The 17911-nt window shown below is 54.4% G+C and carries 10 protein-coding genes; all 10 read left to right on the top strand.

Annotated elements, in window-relative coordinates:
• Positions 1 to 66: 66 nt before the first annotated feature.
• Entirely contained in the window at positions 67 to 2079 is a 2013-nt protein-coding gene (locus tag WDB70_RS06460) for a DUF1302 domain-containing protein (RefSeq protein ID WP_406667765.1), read from the top strand.
• Between the two features lie 13 nt (positions 2080 to 2092).
• Positions 2093 to 3457, top strand: coding sequence for a DUF1329 domain-containing protein (locus WDB70_RS06465; RefSeq protein ID WP_406667767.1), 1365 nt, complete (start codon positions 2093 to 2095; stop codon positions 3455 to 3457).
• 54 nt (positions 3458 to 3511) lie between these two features.
• A complete protein-coding gene (locus tag WDB70_RS06470; RefSeq protein WP_406667769.1) occupies positions 3512 to 4516 on the top strand; it encodes a WD40/YVTN/BNR-like repeat-containing protein in 1005 nt (334 codons plus the stop codon).
• The gene (locus WDB70_RS06475) at positions 4513 to 6837 is read left to right on the top strand and encodes an RND family transporter (protein ID WP_406667771.1); all 2325 of its coding nucleotides are present in this window, start codon (positions 4513 to 4515) and stop codon (positions 6835 to 6837) included. The genes WDB70_RS06470 and WDB70_RS06475 overlap by 4 nt, the downstream gene beginning before the upstream one ends.
• Positions 6838 to 7058: 221 nt before the next feature.
• A complete protein-coding gene (locus tag WDB70_RS06480) occupies positions 7059 to 11909 on the top strand; it encodes an NAD-glutamate dehydrogenase (protein ID WP_406667773.1) in 4851 nt (1616 codons plus the stop codon).
• Positions 11910 to 11966: 57 nt separating this feature from the next.
• Positions 11967 to 12977, top strand: coding sequence for a quinone-dependent dihydroorotate dehydrogenase (locus WDB70_RS06485; RefSeq protein WP_406667775.1), 1011 nt, complete (start codon positions 11967 to 11969; stop codon positions 12975 to 12977).
• Positions 12978 to 13067: 90 nt separating this feature from the next.
• Positions 13068 to 13610: a cell division protein ZapC domain-containing protein gene (locus WDB70_RS06490; protein WP_406667777.1), complete on the top strand. Its 543-nt coding sequence runs from the start codon at positions 13068 to 13070 to the stop codon at positions 13608 to 13610.
• A gap of 62 nt (positions 13611 to 13672) precedes the next feature.
• On the top strand, positions 13673 to 15790 hold the full coding sequence (rlmKL, locus tag WDB70_RS06495; RefSeq protein WP_406667779.1) for a bifunctional 23S rRNA (guanine(2069)-N(7))-methyltransferase RlmK/23S rRNA (guanine(2445)-N(2))-methyltransferase RlmL: 2118 nt from the start codon (positions 13673 to 13675) through the stop codon (positions 15788 to 15790).
• Complete coding sequence (locus WDB70_RS06500; RefSeq protein WP_406667781.1) at positions 15787 to 16008, top strand: glutaredoxin family protein; 222 nt, start codon at positions 15787 to 15789, stop codon at positions 16006 to 16008. The genes rlmKL and WDB70_RS06500 overlap by 4 nt, the downstream gene beginning before the upstream one ends.
• On the top strand, positions 15993 to 17894 hold the full coding sequence (locus tag WDB70_RS06505) for an ABC transporter ATP-binding protein (protein WP_406667783.1): 1902 nt from the start codon (positions 15993 to 15995) through the stop codon (positions 17892 to 17894). Before WDB70_RS06500 ends, WDB70_RS06505 begins: the two co-directional genes overlap by 16 nt.
• The last annotated feature ends 17 nt before the right edge of the window (positions 17895 to 17911 follow it).

Here is a 17911-nt window from a genome sequence, read left to right on the forward strand (position 1 = left end):
AATGGCCAGCGGACAAGCCGGTTTATTTAACAAAAACAGAATGGACCTGCAGCACAGGGGGAGAAAATGAAAACACAGGGGTCAAAAGGCTTTGCCAGACATCCTCTGGCAATGAGCGTGGCAGCAGCCATCATGGGCATGGTGTCGCTGCCATCACAGGCGGTCAGTTTTACCATGGGCGACGAGGATCAGGTGGAAGTCTCTTTTGACTCGACTTTTTCCCTTGGTGCCAGCTGGCGCGCTGAAGATCGTAACTATGATCTGATCGGTAAAGCCAACCAGCCACAGTTTCGCTGGACCGGGCTGACAACTTACCCCCAGAGTGATGTCTGGATGGCTCGCGGTGCTTGGTCTAACAACAGCGATAACGGCAACCTCAACTTTGACCAGGGTGACAACTTCAGCACCGTTTTCAAAGGCGTTCATGAGCTCAGCATCCGTTATCAAGATTACGGTGCCTTCGTTCGTGGCATGTATTTTTACGACTTCGCACTGAATAACGCCAATTTTGCCTGGCAAAACCCGCTGTCCGGGCAAAAATCTGATCCATGCCGTGATAAGGACGCGCGCAAACTGGCTTGTAAGGACATCCGTCTGCTGGACGCTTACGTCTATGGCGACTGGAACTTTGGCGAGAACGAAGATGTGGTGCTGACGGTGCGCGCCGGCCAGCAGGTGGTTAACTGGGGTGAAAGTACCTTTATTCCCCATGGCCTGTCTGAAATCAACCCGATTGACGTGGCGCGCCTCAAAGCACCCGGCGCCGATCTCAAAGAAGCTTACATTCCGGTAGGTATGGTTTGGGCTTCGCTGGGTCTGAATGAAAACTGGACCCTGGAAGCCTTCTATCAGTATGACTGGGAACACATTTATATTGATGCGCCCGGCACTTACTTCTCTACCAACGATTTTGCCGGTGAAGGCGGATACTACAACAACGTCCAGTTCGGTTTTGGTGGCCGTGTTGACCTGGACCTTGACAGCCTGACGAGCATCCTGAACCAGGATCCGACGCAAGTTGCCACCCTGATGAATTTTGTGGCGCTTAAGCCTAAAGGAGCGGCTGGTCGTAGGGAGCCTGAAAACGGTGGCCAGTACGGGGTGAAACTGAACTGGTACGCACCGCAACTGGGCGACAGCGAGTTTGGTTTTTATTACCTGAACTATCACAGCCGTCGGCCTATTATTTCGGCCATTGCCTCTGATCCGACTCAGATCGGCGCCGACGCGGCTTATATTGCCTCGCTCAATGGTGGCCTTAATGCTGATAACGTCAGTAACCTCAAGTCCTTTACCTCCGGTTTTCTGGAATACCCTGAAGACATCAAGCTCTATGGGCTGAGTTTTAACACTACCGTAGGCACTTCGGCACTGGCGGGTGAACTGACTCACCGCACTGGTGAGCCGTTGCAGGTTGACGATATTGAGCTGATTTATGCTGCCTATGCCGAACAGCTGGCAAAAGTAGGGCGGCCGGAACTGGCCAATATCAGCCAGCTCAATCCAGCCGGTGGCGGTGACTATGATTTTGGTTCCTATATTCAGGGCTATCGTCGTCTGGATACCACTCAGGGGCAGTTCACACTGACTCATCTGTTCGGTCCGAACCTGGGTGCTAGCTCCATTGCGGTGGTGCTTGAAGCCGGTGGTATCAAGATTCATGACATGCCCAGCCAGGACGTGCTGCGTTTTAATGCTCCGGGCACTGACCGCTCCGGCCCCATTGCCGGTAAAGAAGGCCTGGCGCTGGCACTGCAAGGCGGCGTGGAAACCAATCCTTTCCCGGATGACTTTGCCTGGGGTTATCGGGCGCTGGCCAAGTTTACCTATCCGAACGTTTTTTCTGGGGTAAACATGTCGCCGCGGATCTTCTTCTCACACGATGTTAACGGTACTACACCAGACCCCTTGTTCCTATTCATAGAAGGGCGCAAGCAGGCCTCGGTCGGGGTGAACTTTGATTATCAAAGCCGTTGGTCGCTCGACGTCTCGTACTCCGCTTTCTGGGGTGCCAAAGGCACGGCCGATCGCCTCGAAGACCGTGACTTCGTCTCACTCAGTATCAAGTACTCCATTTAAGGAAGGCATGACCATGAAAACACATGCATTCGTTCTCTCCCTGGTCGCGCTGGCTTTCACTTCAGGCGCCGCCTGGGCAAAAATCACTCCGGAACAGGCTGACCGTCTGGGTAAAGATCTGACGCCATTAGGGGCAGAACAGGCCGCTAGTGCTGACGGTTCCATTCCTGCCTGGACCGGTGGTATTACCAAGCCGCCGGCCAGCTATAAAGTAGGTGATCACCATGAGGACCCGTTCCCGGATGACCCTATTTTGTACACCATTACCAAGGCCAATCTGGATAAGTACAAGGATCTGCTGAGCCCGGGTGAAATTGCCCTGTTCAACACCTATCCAGACACCTTCAAAATGAACGTTTATCGTACCCGGCGTAGTGCCTCTTTCCCGCAGGCGGTTTATGACGCGACCAAAAAGTACGCTACCACGGCGGAACTGGTGGAAGGGGGTAACGGTCTGCGCGGTGTGGCCATGGGTATTCCTTTTCCGGAACCGAAAAATGGCCTCGAAGCCATTTGGAACCACATTGTCCGCTACCGTGGCAAGGGCGCATCCCGTCATGGTGGTCAGGCAGCCCCTACGGCCAGTGGTGATTACACTCTGATCAAGTTTGATGAGCAAATCATGTTCAAGTATTCCGAGCCTGGGGTAACGCCGAGGTCCCTGGAAGAATCCAACATTCTGTTTAAGTTCAAGCAGAAAGTAACGGCGCCGGCGCGGTTGGCCGGCACCGCCTTGCTGGTACATGAAACCATGGATCAGGTCAAAACCCCGCGTCAGGCCTGGACTTACAACACCGGTCAGCGTCGTGTTCGCCGGGCGCCCAACGTGGCTTATGATGCCCCGGGCACAGCCTCGGATGGCCTGCGTACTACCGATGACTTCGACATGTTTAACGGCTCACCGAACCGTTATACCTGGACGCTCAAAGGTAAACGTGAGCTGCTGATCCCGTATAACAGCTACAAACTGCATTCCGATAAAGTGCAGTACGACGAAATTTTGAAACCCGGTCATATCAACCCGGATCTGGTGCGTTATGAAAAACACCGGGTTTGGGTAGTTGAGGCCAACCTCAAGCCGGGACTTCGTCACATCTATAAAAAGCGGGTGTTCTACATCGACGAGGATTCCTGGCAGATCGCTGTAGCGGATATCTACGACAACCGTGACCAGCTCTACCGTGTCGCCATGGCCCACGCACTGAACTACTACGAAGTGCCGACGCTGTGGTCAACGCTGGAAACGTACTACGATCTGCAAAGCCGCCGTTATCTGGCCATTGGCCTGGATAACCAGGAGCCGATGTACGACTTCTCTGCACACTTGGAAGACCGTGATTTCACGCCAGCTGCATTGCGGCGTGAAGGCCGGCGCTAAGTCCACTACCAGCGGCCGGACCTCCCGGCCGCTGCCTTATTTGTCGGGTAGTTTATGAAAAAAGTCGCGTTATTGCTGTTTGCGTCTTTGATGGCCCACGGGGCCAGTGAACCGGCGCCCAGCCCTGCCTATACCGCCTCTCGCCTGGACAAGGTGCTGTTCACCAGCATTGCGGCGGCCGGTCAAACCCCGGTTGCGGTGGGGGATCGGGGGGTCATTGTACGCATTGAGCAGCAACAGCCAGTGCAGCAAATAAGCCCGGTCAGCAGCATGTTGACACAGGTTCGTTTTGTCTCAGATAAAGTCGGCTTCGCGGTGGGCCACAATGCCACGATTTTAAAAACCGAAGACGGCGGTAAACGCTGGCGCATTGTCTATCGTGATGTCAAAGGCCAACGGCCATTACTGGCGGTGCATTTCATCACCGCTGAGCAAGGTTTTGCCATTGGTGCTTATGGCCTGTTTCTGCGTAGCGAGGACGGCGGTGAAAGCTGGCAGGCAGAGCTGCACGATGGTTTTGTTAACGCCGATGATCGCGCGTATTTACAAGAGATCCGCCAGGACTCTGAAGAGAGTTATCGCAGTGAGTTGGCCGCGATACTGCCGCACTTGTATGCCATGGCTGATGATGGCCGTGGTCATCTGTTGATTGCCGGTGAAATGGGGCTGGTGGCTCGCTCTGATGATGCTGGCCGGCACTGGCAGCGGCTCAGTACCGGTTATCAGGGCACCTTTTTTACCGCAGCTGCAACCGGTGCTGGCAGTTGGCTGGTAGGTGGCCTGCGGGGGCATGTGTTTCGAACCGATGATGATGGCCAGCGCTGGCAGGCGATACCGGTCCCGGCTGACATTTCCGTCAATGGCCTGGATGTACAACGGGACGGTTCTGTGGTGCTGACCAACAACAATGGTGACGTTTATATCAGCCAGGACGGCTACCTGTTTACCCGAAGAGAAGATCATCTGGCGCAAGTGTCCATGGCGGCGCTTAACAGTGAAGCCGGTCTGTGGGTTGCCACAGATGAAGGATTAAAGCTGTTGCCCAAGGAGCACCCATGAGCCTGAATGCTGTTGTGAATCTGTGCGAAAAAGTGGTGTTTCGTCACCGGCCGTTGGTGCTGGTGCTGTTTGCCCTAGCAACCACCTTTTTTCTGTATATGGCCATGCACCTGAAACTGGATGCGGCCTTTACCAAAAACATTCCACTTAACCACCCATACATGCAGACCTACCTGAAGCATCAGCAAAACTTCGGTGGGGCGAACTCGATTCTGATCGCTGTGCGGGACAAAAAAGGCAACATGTTTAATCCCGCCTTTTTTGAAACCCTGCACAAGGTTCATGACCAGCTGTTCTTCATTCCCGGTATCGATCGGGTGCAGGTGAAGTCACTGTATTCACCGTCAACCCGCTTTACTGAAGTGGTGGAAGATGGTTTTGCCGGTGGTCCGGTGATCCCGGCTGATTTTGATGAGCACAAGCCTGCTGATCTGGCCAAGGTAAAAGCCAACATTGAAAAGGCTGGCATTATCGGCCGGCTGGTCTCGGAAGACTATTCGTCAGCCATGGTGACGGCGCAACTGCTGGATTTCGATCCGAAAACTGGCGAGAAACTCGATACCATCGAGTTTGCCAACCGTCTGGAGCAGGATATCCGTGAGAAATTCCAAAGCGATGAAATAGATATTCATATCATCGGCTTTGCCAAGATGATTGGCGATGTCGCCAATGGCGCCAAAGATGTGGTGCTGTTTTTCGCGGTTGCAATCGCCATCACTGCGGTAATGGTGTACCTGTTCAGTCATTCCTGGCTGTTGACCTTGTTACCGTTGGGCTGCTCACTGATCGCGGTGATTTGGCAGCTGGGGCTGCTGACGGTGATTGGCTTTGGGATCGACCCTATGTCGATACTGGTGCCGTTTTTGATTTTTGCTATTGGTGTTTCACACGGTGTGCAAATGATCAATGCCGTGGGTAAACAGGTAGCCAAAGGGGTTGACCCGAAAAATGCGGCGATGGCGGCGTTTCGCCGGTTGCTGGTGCCTGGTGGTATTGCTCTGCTGTCCGACACTGTGGGCTTTTTAACGCTGCTGGCCATTGATATTGGCATCATCCGTGAATTGGCGATCACCGCATCCTTGGGGGTGGCGGTGATCATTCTGACCAACCTGGTGTTATTGCCGGTGCTGTTGTCGTACGCCAAGTTTTCTCCGCGCTACCTGGCCCGGCTGGGTCAGCCACATCCCATGGTGGCGCGTTTTTGGCAGGGCGTTGCCGGCTTTGTAAAGCCTGGCCGGGCGACGGTGATCCTGGTGCTGGCGGCGCTGCTGTTTGTCTTCGGGCAACTGCTGGGCAGCAAGATGCAGATCGGCGACTTGCACGCCGGGGCGCCAGCCCTTAATGCCGACAGTCGCTACAACAAAGATACGGCCATGATCACCGACCGCTTTGCCATTTCCGTGGACTGGATGTCGGTGATCACCGAAGGGCAGACGCAGTCCTGTACCCGCTATGAGGATATGCATGCCATTGATCAGTTCCAGTGGCGCATGGAAAACGTACCGGGGGTACAGTCGGCCATCAGTTTGGCTTCGGTCGCGAAGCGGATCAACGCCGGTTACAGCGAAGGCAGCCCGCTATGGCGGGTGATCCCCAACAACACTCAGACCTTGGTGCAGTCTATTGCCCTGGTACCAACCACTTCCGGACTGCTTAACTCTGACTGTTCGGTGATGCCGGTAATGCTGTTTTTGGCTGATCACAAAGCAGACACCCTGGCGCGGGTTGTTGCTGCTGCCAAGCAGTATGGTCGCGAGTTTGGCCGGGATAACCTGCAGTTCAAGCTGGCCTCTGGGCCTGCCGGGGTAATGGCGGCTACCAATGAAGCAGTAGCGGCGGCACAGACACCGATGCTGCTGTATGTCTATGGGGCGGTGATTGTGCTGTGTCTAGTGTCATTTCGCTCGCTGCGGGCCACCATTGCGGTCGTAGTGCCCTTGTATCTGGTTTCCACCCTGGCTCAGGCGCTGATGGTCAAACTGCAGATTGGCCTGACCGTGTCTACCTTGCCGGTGATTGCTCTGGGCGTTGGTATTGGGGTTGATTACGGCATTTATATTTTGTCGACCATGAGCGAGCGCTTGCGTCAGGGTGATAACCTTTTTGAAGCCTATCTGGCCGCCCTGCAAGAGCGTGGTGGTGCGGTGTTCTTTACCGGCATCACTTTGGCCATTGGCGTATCGACCTGGTTTTTCTCCGCATTGAAGTTTCAGGTCGACATGGGGGTACTGCTGACCTTCATGTTCCTGGTCAATATGCTGGGGGCTATCTTGTTATTACCAGCACTAATGGCGCTTTTATATCCCGGTAAAAGAGCCTGAATAGCCGGCCCCGCCTGGGCGGGGCCGCTATTTTACTGGTGGTCGCACCAGTGTTGTTACAACTGAGATTTCCCTGCTTTCCCCTCGCAACCTGCTATCTAAAAGCATAGAATTGAGAGCGCTTACCACACGCAAGTTGACGTGCGCGTAAAGCAAGAATTCTTTCACTCACAAACGGGGTAAGCGGGAATCCGCTACGCAGTACCAAAGGGAAGGGTCTCATGGCACTGATTGACGGTCATACGTCCGTACTGCTCGAAAACGTCTGTAAACTCATTGAATCGAAAGTCCCCTCCGAACGCGCCTCTCTTATTTCGGCCTTCGTCAAGAAAGTCTATGGCACCATGTCAGGTGATGACCTGCATGGCCGCAATGATTCTGATCTGTACGGGGCGGCATTAAGCCTGTGGAACGCGCTAGAAGAAAAAGAAGCGGGCGAGGGATATATCCGGGTATTTAACCCGGAAGTCGGTCGTGACGGTTGGCAGTCCAGCCACACTATTATCGAAATAGTCCATGATGACATGCCGTTCATGGTGGACTCGGTACGCATGGCGCTGAGTCGCCAGGGTGTGACCTCACACCTGATGCTGCATGTACCGATGGCATTTTCCCGCGATGCTGACAACAAAGTCACTGCCATCAAGGGGTTGTCTGAGCGTAGCAACGATGACCGCGCCGAAACGGTATTTATGATCGAAATTGACCGCCAGAGTGAACAGAGCGTCATTGACGCGCTGACCACCGAGCTGCGCGAAGTGCTGGCCGATGTCACCTTGTCGGTGCATGACTGGCAGCCGATGCAAGCACGGCTGGACGCGGTGATCGAACGTATTGAAACCCAGAAGTTGCCGGTATCCGAAGAAGAACGCGAAGAAGTGGATGCCTTTTTGAAGTGGGTCAATGACCACAACTTCACGCTGATGGGCTATCGCTATTACGAAATCAAACCGGTTAAAGGTGATTACGAATTACGCCCTGACAGCGAATCCAGTCTGGGGTTAATGCGTGCCTCCACCAAGGCCCACAAGCGCCGGTTGTCAGCGCTCGGTGAAAGTGCCTGGGAAGAGGCCCTCAGCCCGCACCTGCTGGTGCTGACCAAAACCAACTCCAAGTCACGGGTTCACCGGCCTGCCTACATCGACTACATCGGCATCAAGCGCTTTGACGCCAAGGGTCAGGTGGTTGGTGAAGATCGTTTCATTGGCCTTTATGCCGCCAGCGTCTATAACAACTCGGCGATGCAGATCCCGCTGATTCGTCAGAAGCTGCAGCGGATCATGGAACAATCGGGTTTTACAGCAGGTAGCCACGCCTATAAGGCGCTGCTCAACATTCTGGAAACCTATCCCCGCGATGAGCTGATCCAGGCCAAAGAAGATGAGCTGATGCAGGTTGGTCTTGGCGTGCTGCAAATGCAGGAGCGTGACAAAACCCGGCTGTTTATCCGCAAGGATGTGTTCGGGCGTTACTACTCCTGCATGGTGTATGTGACCAAAGAGCGCTACAACACCCAACTGCGCATCGATACCCAGAAGATCCTCGCCCAGGCCCTGGGCTCCAGCGAAGAAGTGGAGTTCACGACCTATTTCTCCGAATCCGCGCTTTGTCGCACCCATTACATTGTGCGCGTCAAAGACACAGAAAAAGACATCAACGTGAAAGAAATCGAAGCCAACCTGATTGAGGCGGCTCGCAGCTGGGAAGACAAGCTGGAGTCGGCACTGCTGTCCCTGCATGGTGAGGCCAACGGTAAGAAGCTATCGCGCCGTTACCTGCAGGCTTTCCCGCGTTCTTATAAAGAAGAAGTTCTGCCTTCGACCGCGGCGGTGGATATCGCCCAACTGGAAGCCATCAATGATCAGCACCAACTGGGAATGCTGTTCTATCGTCCGCAGGAGTTCAGCAACCAGCGAATGGTCAAGCTGAAGTTGTTCCATAAGGATCAGCCGATTTACCTGTCTGATGTCATGCCGATGCTCGAAAACATGGGCTTGCGCATTATTGGTGAACGGCCCTACGAAGTACGGACCAGTGAAGGTAACCGTTGCTGGGTACTGGACTTCTATATGGAGCATGTGGGCAGTAACGTCCTGAATCTGGAAGAAAGTCAGCACCGTTTCCAAGATGCATTTGCTCGCATCTGGAGTGGCGACTTTGAAGATGATGGCTTTAACAAACTGGTACTCGGTGCTGGCCTGACCGGCCGGGAAGTGGTGATCCTGCGTGCTTACGCAAAGTACATGCGCCAGATCGGCTCCTCGTTTAGTCAGTCTTACATCGAAGAAACGCTGATCCGCTACCCGCTGATTGCCCAGATGCTGGTGCAGCTGTTCATCAAACGCTTTGATGCGAAAAAACCGGCAGCAGAAAAAACCCTCGAGAAGATGATTGGCCAGATCAACGACGAGTTGGAAAATGTCTCCAACCTCGATGACGACCGTATCATCCGCTCCTACGTCGAGTTGATCAGCGCTACTTTGCGCACTAACTACTTCCAAAAACACGAAGACGGTACAGAGAAGTCCTATATCTCCTTCAAGATGAAGCCGGATATGATTTCGGAAATGCCGTTGCCATTGCCGGCGTTTGAAATTTTTGTCTACAGCCCGCGAGTTGAAGGTGTACACCTGCGTGGTGGCAAGGTTGCCCGTGGTGGCTTGCGTTGGTCAGACCGTCGTGAAGACTTCCGTACCGAGGTACTCGGTCTGGTCAAAGCGCAGCAGGTTAAAAACACCGTGATTGTGCCGGTAGGTGCCAAAGGTGGTTTTGTCTGCAAGAAACTACCGACCAGCGGCGGCCGGGAAGCCTTCTTCAACGAAGGTAAAGAGTGCTACCGCACCTTTATTCGGGCCTTGCTGGATATCACCGATAACATCAAAGGCAACGAAGTCGTACCGCCGGTGGATGTTATCCGCCATGACGACGATGACCCCTATCTGGTGGTGGCCGCCGATAAAGGTACCGCTACCTTCTCCGATATCGCCAACGGTATTGCCGAGGAATATGACCACTGGTTAGGCGACGCGTTTGCCTCCGGTGGCTCTGTGGGCTATGACCACAAGAAAATGGGGATCACCGCTCGTGGCGCCTGGGAGTCGGTAAAACGGCACTTCCGGGAAATGGGCATTGACTGCCAGAGCACCGATTTTACTGCGATGGGTGTTGGTGATATGGCCGGTGATGTCTTTGGTAACGGCATGCTGTTGTCCAAACATATCCGTTTGCAGGCGGCATTTAACCACATGCACATCTTTATTGACCCGGATCCGGATGCAGCCAGCAGCTACCAAGAGCGTGAGCGGCTGTTTAATCTGCCCACTTCCACCTGGGATGATTATGACAAGTCACTGATCTCTGAAGGCGGTGGTATTTTCAGCCGTAGCCTCAAGTCCATCAAGCTAACCACGCAGATGAAAAAAATGCTGGATACCAAAAAAGCCAGCATGACGCCTAACGAGCTGATCAAAGCCATTTTGCGCATGGAAGTGGACCTGCTGTGGAACGGCGGTATTGGTACCTACGTCAAGGCCAAAGGTGAAAGCCATGCCGAAGTCGGCGACCGTGCCAACGACGCAGTACGTATCGATGGCCATGAACTGCAGGCTAAAGTGGTGGGCGAGGGCGGTAACCTGGGGCTGACCCAGCGTGGCCGTATCGAGTATGCCCTTAGCGGTGGCCGTATCAACACTGACTTTGTCGATAACGTCGGTGGTGTTGACTGCTCAGATAACGAAGTCAACATCAAGATCCTGCTGAACAGCCTGGTTAATGACGGGGAGATGACCCGCAAGCAGCGTGACCAGCTGTTATACGACATGACCGACGAGGTCGCTCGCATTGTCCTTGAAGACTGCTACGAGCAAACCCACTCCATTTCTATCACCGAGCTGCTCGGTGGTGGCGCTCTGAAAGAGCAGACCCGCTTTATTCAGGAGCTGGAAAAAGCCGGTAAGCTGGACCGGGCACTGGAATTTTTGCCATCAGAAGATGAACTGGCAGAGCGCGCCGCACAAGGCCGTGGCCTGACCCGGCCGGAGCTGTCGGTACTGGTAGCCTATGGCAAAATGGTGCTCAAAGAGCAGTTCAACGTGCCTGACATCACCGAGGATCCTTACCATTCACGGCTGTTACTGGCTAACTTCCCGGCGGTACTGCAGGAGCGTTATTACGGCGCCATGGAGAGCCACCCGCTGCGTGGCGAGATCATCGCCACACAGTTGGCCAACCGTATCACCAACGATATGGGCCTGAACTTTGTGCACCGGATGATGGACGAAACCGGTGCCAGCGCGGTTGATATCGCCCACAGCTATGCCATGGCTGCGGCCATTCTCGACATGCGTACGCTGTGGAGTGATATTACGGCACTGGATAACCAGATTGATGCCGAAGTACAGACCCAAATGCTCTTTGAAGTACGGCGTACTATTCGGCGGGCAACCCGTTGGTTCCTGCGCCATCGCAATAAAGCCATGACCATTGAGGAAGGTATTGCCTTCTACAATGACGCCAAAGATGCCATGAAGTCGCAGTTGCTGGACTTTATGGCCGAGGACGAAGCCGAAGGCATCCGCCAAGAAGCGATGCAGTTGGCCGAGCAAGGGGTGCCGGAAGACGTCGCCATGTCAGTAGTGCGCCTGTCTAGCATGTACTGCCTGATGGATATCGCCGAAGTGGCGGCAGCACAGTCGATGCCGGTAGCTCTGGTTGGCGATACCTACTTCAAGCTGGGTTCACGGCTGGGGCTGCACTGGTTCTTGGAGCAGATCATCGGTCAGCCGGTCAACAACCACTGGCAGGCGCTGGCCCGTGCTTCTTACCGCGAAGAACTGGATTGGCATCAGCGGGAGCTGACGTCGGTTGTTCTGCTAGGCTGCAACGATGACCAAAGCTGCCCGGTTGAGGATATTGTCAACACTTGGCTTGAGCACCATGAAGCACTGCTGGTGCGCTGGAATCAGATGCTGGCGGAGTTCCGCTCCAGCCAGAATCATGAGTTTGCCAAGTTTTCTGTGGCGCTGCGGGAGCTGGGTATTCTCAGCCACCATTGCCAGCCAGCCAGCTTGTAATTATCGGTATAATCAAAAACCTCGGCCCGGTGCCGAGGTTTTTTTTGGAGGATTACCATGTATGCCCTGCTAAAACCCCTGTTGTTCGCCCTGGATCCGGAAAAGGCCCATGATCTGAGCCTCAAGCAGCTGGCCTGGTTGGCCAAAAGCCCGTTAAAAGGACTGATCCGCCAGCAGGTCGCCGAAAAGCCGGTGCAGTTGATGGGGTTAACATTCGCCAATCCACTCGGTTTGGCGGCCGGTCTGGATAAAAATGGCGCCTGTATTGATGCTTTTGCCGCCATGGGCTTCGGTTTTATTGAAGTCGGTACTGTCACCCCCCGGCCGCAGCCCGGTAACCCCAAGCCCAGACTGTTCCGCTTGCCTGAAGCCCAGGCCATCATCAACCGCATGGGCTTTAACAACCAAGGGGTTGAGCAACTGGTGCGCAATGTTGCAGAAGCTGATTATCAAGGCATTCTGGGCATCAACATTGGCAAGAACAAGGATACGCCGGTCGAGCAGGGCACGGCTGATTACCTGTATTGCCTGGAGCGGGTCTATGCACAGGCGTCCTATGTGACGGTGAATATCTCTTCGCCAAACACCCCGGGGCTGCGCAGCATGCAGTACGGAGCCGCATTTGATGAGCTGCTCGGCGCCATCAAACAGCGCCAGCAACAACTGGCTGACCAGCACGGCCGCTACGTCCCCATAGTGGTGAAAATTGCCCCGGATATGAGCAGTGAAGAGCTGAGCTCCGTGGCTGACTGTCTACGCCGTCATCATATGGATGGGGTCATTGCAACCAACACCACATTATCCCGCGAAGGAGTCAGTGCGTTACCACACGGTAATGAAGCGGGCGGTTTGTCAGGGCGACCAGTACGGCAAAAAAGTACCGACACTGTGCGCCAACTCAAAACCTTGCTGGCAGGCGAGCTGCCGATCATCGGTGTTGGTGGCATCGACTCGCTGGCCAGTGCCCAGGAAAAACGGGATGCCGGCGCCGATCTTTTACAGATCTACAGTGGCTTTATTTACCAGGGGCCGGCGCTGATCAAGGCGATCGTTGACGGGATCAAATGATCCCTTAACAGATCGCCTTGATTTTATAAAAACCTTTAAATTTCAGGATCATGCTGTATACTTTTTGACAGGTATCAAGGAGTAGGCAGCATGATTTTGGAACCAGCCCGCCACTGGGCCTGGCATTACGACAGCAAACAAGACCGGCTGGTCACCGACTTGGGTGAGCAGTGGCTGTTTGTGACGCCGTACAGTTCCAAATGGCTTATTCCCGATGCCCGTCAGGGCGGTTGCTTTGACTTGGATGATGCTGCGTTTTACCAGCAGGTTCTTGACCATGTCCGTGTTTTTGCGCAGCTCAGTGATGCTGCCTGTGTACAAATTGCTCTTAATGCCTGTGCTATTCGCCGTTTCGCCAAGCCAACCATGCCAAAAAGCTGGTTTTTTGCTGAAAACCCTCAAGGGGAGCAAAACAGTGGGGCCCTGGTTTCACTGCAAACGGCTTTTGGCCGCGGCCAGTGTCTGGTTATTGAATGCCAGGACAACAGCAGCCTGTGTATGCTGATTGACGAGCCCCTGGCCCTGTCAGACAGCCAGACCCTGCATTCCTTCCAGATGGTCAAGGTGATGAATAACCGCCTTTGGCCCAGCAAATGGCAGCCTGACCAAGCCATACTGCGTCAGGTCAGCTAAGTCTTTGAGGTGAACTGGCCGTTACCGCTATAATCGGCGGCCTATTCGGTCAGGAATCTCCCATGTCTCAACTTTTTATTACGTGTGCGCCGGCTATGGAAACACTGCTGGTGGACGAGCTGGCTGCGTTGGATATTACGGCCAAAGCCGGCCGTGGTGGAGTACGGGCAGAAGCCACGCTCGCCAACGCTTATCGCATCTGCTTATGGTCGCGTTTGGCCAGTCGGGTGCTGTGGCCACTGACCGAAGGCCCGGCTCAGGACGCTGACAGTATCTATGAGCTGGCCAGCACCGTACTCTGGCCCACCCTGTTTGATGTTAACTGCCGTATTGCTGTCGATTTTACCGGCAGCAACCAGGCCATTCGGCATAGCCAGTTTGGTGCCATGAAGGTCAAAGATGCGGTGGTGGATGTGTTTCGCGAAGAGCGAGGGCGCCGCCCGGAAGTGGATGTCAAAGAGCCAGACATTCGCATTCACGCTCACCTTAGCCGCCAGGGGTTGGCCCTCTATCTGGACTTGGCGGGTAAACCACTGCATCAGCGCGGCTACCGTACTGGTACCGGTGAGGCGCCGTTAAAAGAGTCCTTGGCCGCCGCTATTTTGTACAAGATGGGCTGGCACAAAGATGACAGCCTGAGCTATCTTCTGGACCCGATGTGTGGCTCCGGCACCCTGGTCATTGAAGCGGCATTGATGCGTGGCCATAGAGCCCCGGGGCTTAAACGGCAGTTTGCTTTTGAGCACTGGCTTGGCCATGACAGCAAGCTCTGGACCGCCATGCTCAAAGAGGCCATTGAGCAAGCCAAGCCCATATCTGCTCACTTTTTTGGTTATGACAGTGATCACCGGGTTATCGAAAAGGCGCGCCGTAATGCTAAAGCCGCCGGTGTAGGGCGGGCTATTACCTTTGCCCAGCAGAGTCTTGAGGACTTGGCTGATAAGCCGGGTGAGCGTGGCCTGCTGGTTACCAACCCCCCTTACGGTGAACGCTTGGGTGACCTGGCGGAAGTACTGTACCTTTACCGTTTGATTGGTGTAAAGGCTCGTATTTTCATGGGTTGGAAGATGGGTGTTTACACTGGGAGTCCGGAGAGCCTGCGTCAACTGAAGCTGGTCAAACAACAGCAGTGGCCCCTGAACAATGGCGCCATTGAATGTGTGCTGGCCAGTTATGAAATCAATGAACAGCAGGGTGAAGGAAAAGGACTGGAGCTCAGCGAGTCAGTTGTCAGTGGCCCGGTTGAAGCCTTTGCTAACCGATTGAAGAAAAATCAGCAGAAACTGGCCAAGTGGGCGCGCCGAGAAGGCATTGAGGCGTATCGTTTATATGATGCCGATTTGCCGGAATATAACGCTGCCATTGACCGCTATGGCGATTATCTGGTGATCCAGGAATATGCGGCACCCAAGGAAATAGAGCCACAAAAAGCCGCTCGCCGATTACAGGACATGATTGTGGCCAGTGCCGCGGTAACCGGTGTGGATGCAGGGCAGATCGCAGTTAAAACCCGCAGCCGGCAAAGTGGCAGTAATCAGTATCAAAAACTGGAAGCACGCCAGGAATATTTCTGGGTGCAAGAGTATGGCGCCCAGTTTCGGGTCAATCTCTATGATTACCTGGATAGCGGCCTGTTCTTAGACCACCGGTTGACCCGTAAACACCTGGGGCAGCTGGCCGCTGGTAAGCGCTTTTTGAATCTGTTTTGCTACACCGGCAGCGCCACAGTACATGCTGCCAAAGGCGGCGCTGTTAGCACAACGTCCGTTGATATGTCCCGAACCTACATTGAGTGGGCGGAACGTAACCTCTATAAAAATGGCTTTTCCGGCAACAGTCACCGTTTCATCCAGGCCAATTGCCTGGAATGGCTGGCGCAGTGTGAAGAACGTTTTGATTTGGTGTTTGTAGACCCACCGACCTTTTCCAACTCCAAACGTATGGAAGACAGCTTTGATGTGCAACGTGATCACCTGGCGTTGTTACAAGCCATCCGTCGGGTGTTGTTGCCAGGCGCCAAGGTACTTTTTTCCAACAATAAACGGCACTTCAAGCTGGATAACGAGGGAGTGGCAGCGCTGGGTTTCAACATTACTGACATCAGTGCTCAAACCTTGCCAGAGGATTACAAGCGCAACCCGCATATCCACGTTTGCTTTGAACTGGATCTCCAGCCATGAGGTTATATTCCACCGACGGCTGCCATCTCTGTGAACAGGCGACAGCGTTATGCCGACGCTTGAATATTACCGTGACAGTGGTGGATATCATGGACAATACGCAGTGGCAGCAGCGTTATGGCTGCCATATCCCGGTACTGGCTGACGAGCAGGGGCGGGAACTGTATTGGCCTTTTAATGAACAACAGCTCAAGGATTTTGTATGGCCGCAGTGCTGACCCTAAGCAATGGCTATTTGTCCTTTTCGGATGCGCCACTGCTTGATAGTACGGGCTTCAGTCTCAATGAAGGTGAGCGCTTGTGTCTGGTTGGGCGCAATGGCACCGGCAAATCGACCCTGATGAAAATCATCAGTGGTGATATGGGCCTGGATGATGGCACCTTGCAGTTCCATCAAGATCGCAGTGTTGCCCGCTTGTCTCAGGACCCACCTCCCCGAGCGGGCATGACAGCTTATGCCTATGTGGCCGAAGCGCTGGCAGAGCAAGGTGCGCTGATCACGGCTTACCATCAGGTTTCTCACCAGCTTGCCCAGCAACCCGATGACAAAGCCGCCCTGCAGCAGCTGGCCAGCTTGCAATCACAACTGGATGCGAGTGATGGCTGGCAGCTGGAAACCCAGGTGCAAAGAGCTTTGACCACCGTCTCGCTGACCGGCGATGAAAACCTGGCGGAGCTCTCTGGCGGCTGGTTGCGGCGCGTGGCTCTGGCCCGGGCGCTAGTGAGTGAGCCAACGGTTTTATTGCTGGATGAACCCACCAACCATCTGGATATTGAGTCGATTCAGTGGCTGGAGCAGTTTTGTAAGAACTTCTCAGGGGCCATTTTATTTATCAGCCACGACCGCCAGTTTATTCGCCAGGTGGCAACCGGGATCCTCGATTTGGACCGTGGCCAGCTGACCCGCTATGACCTGAGTTATGACCAGTACCTCAGCGCCAAGGCCGATGATTTGCGCATAGAAGCAGAGCAACAGGCACTGTTTGATAAGAAGCTGGCGCAGGAAGAAGCCTGGATCCGTCAGGGCATTAAAGCCCGGCGCACCCGTAATGAAGGCCGGGTCAGGGCGCTCAAAGCCCTGCGCCAGGAACATGCTGAACGGCGCTCGGTGATCGGTAAGGCCAGGGGCCAGGTTGAAGAAGCTGAACGTTCAGGCAAGCTGGTGTTTGATGTACAGCACCTGGGTATTCGCTATCAGGATGAAGCGCTGGTGGATGATTTGACCATGGTGGTGCAGCGAGGCGATCGCCTGGCGCTGGTTGGCCCTAATGGCTGTGGCAAAACGACCCTGATCAAAACCCTGCTGGGAGATTTGCCTGCCGATAGTGGCCAGGTTCGCCAGGGCACCAACCTGGAAGTGGCCTATTTTGATCAGCATCGGGCGGTACTTAACCCCGAACTTTCAGCTGCAGAGCAGGTGGCCGACGGAAAACAGGAAGTGCTCTCTGGTGGCCGTAGTCGCCACGTGCTGGGCTACCTGCAGGATTTCCTGTTTACCCCCGCCCGAGCCCGGGTGCCGGTAAAAGTGCTGTCTGGCGGTGAGCGTAACCGGCTGTTACTGGCAAAACTCTTTGCGCGGCCATCTAACCTGCTGGTTCTTGACGAGCCTACCAACGATCTGGATATTGAAACCCTTGAATTGCTGGAAGAACTGCTGGGCGACTATCAGGGGACATTATTGCTGGTCAGTCACGATCGGGCCTTTATTGACGAGTGTGTCACCAGTACCCTGTGGTTTGAAGGTAACGGTAAAGTCAGCGTGCATGCCGGTGGTTATAGTGATGCCGCCCTGGCGCTGGCCCGGCAACAAAAGCCAGAACAAAAACCGGCGCTAACCAGCAATACAACAGCGGCGACTAAAAGTAAGCCGAAAGCAAAAGCGGCCAAGCTCAGTTACAAGGATCAGCGCGAATTGGAGGCCCTGCCTCAGCGCATTGAACAACTGGAAGCACAAGTGGTCGAAGTGCAGGATCAAATCAATGCGGCTGACTTTTTCAGCCGCCCCGTCAGCGACACGCAGCCGATCCTTGATCAGCTTGCCGAGCTGGAGCAGGCCCTGGAAACGGCCTTTGCCCGGTGGGAAACGTTGGACGCTCAACAATAAAGAGTCTCGTGCAGGAA

Source organism: Gallaecimonas aegicerasi, assembly GCF_045291545.1.
GTDB lineage: Bacteria > Pseudomonadota > Gammaproteobacteria > Enterobacterales > Gallaecimonadaceae > Gallaecimonas.

Coding starts and splice junctions, on each gene's coding strand:
- WDB70_RS06460 (WP_406667765.1), top strand. CDS start 67: ATGAAAACACAGGGGTCAAAAGGCTTTGCCAGACATCCTCTGGCAATG.
- WDB70_RS06465 (WP_406667767.1), top strand. CDS start 2,093: ATGAAAACACATGCATTCGTTCTCTCCCTGGTCGCGCTGGCTTTCACT.
- WDB70_RS06470 (WP_406667769.1), top strand. CDS start 3,512: ATGAAAAAAGTCGCGTTATTGCTGTTTGCGTCTTTGATGGCCCACGGG.
- WDB70_RS06475 (WP_406667771.1), top strand. CDS start 4,513: ATGAGCCTGAATGCTGTTGTGAATCTGTGCGAAAAAGTGGTGTTTCGT.
- WDB70_RS06480 (WP_406667773.1), top strand. CDS start 7,059: ATGGCACTGATTGACGGTCATACGTCCGTACTGCTCGAAAACGTCTGT.
- WDB70_RS06485 (WP_406667775.1), top strand. CDS start 11,967: ATGTATGCCCTGCTAAAACCCCTGTTGTTCGCCCTGGATCCGGAAAAG.
- WDB70_RS06490 (WP_406667777.1), top strand. CDS start 13,068: ATGATTTTGGAACCAGCCCGCCACTGGGCCTGGCATTACGACAGCAAA.
- rlmKL (WP_406667779.1), top strand. CDS start 13,673: ATGTCTCAACTTTTTATTACGTGTGCGCCGGCTATGGAAACACTGCTG.
- WDB70_RS06500 (WP_406667781.1), top strand. CDS start 15,787: ATGAGGTTATATTCCACCGACGGCTGCCATCTCTGTGAACAGGCGACA.
- WDB70_RS06505 (WP_406667783.1), top strand. CDS start 15,993: ATGGCCGCAGTGCTGACCCTAAGCAATGGCTATTTGTCCTTTTCGGAT.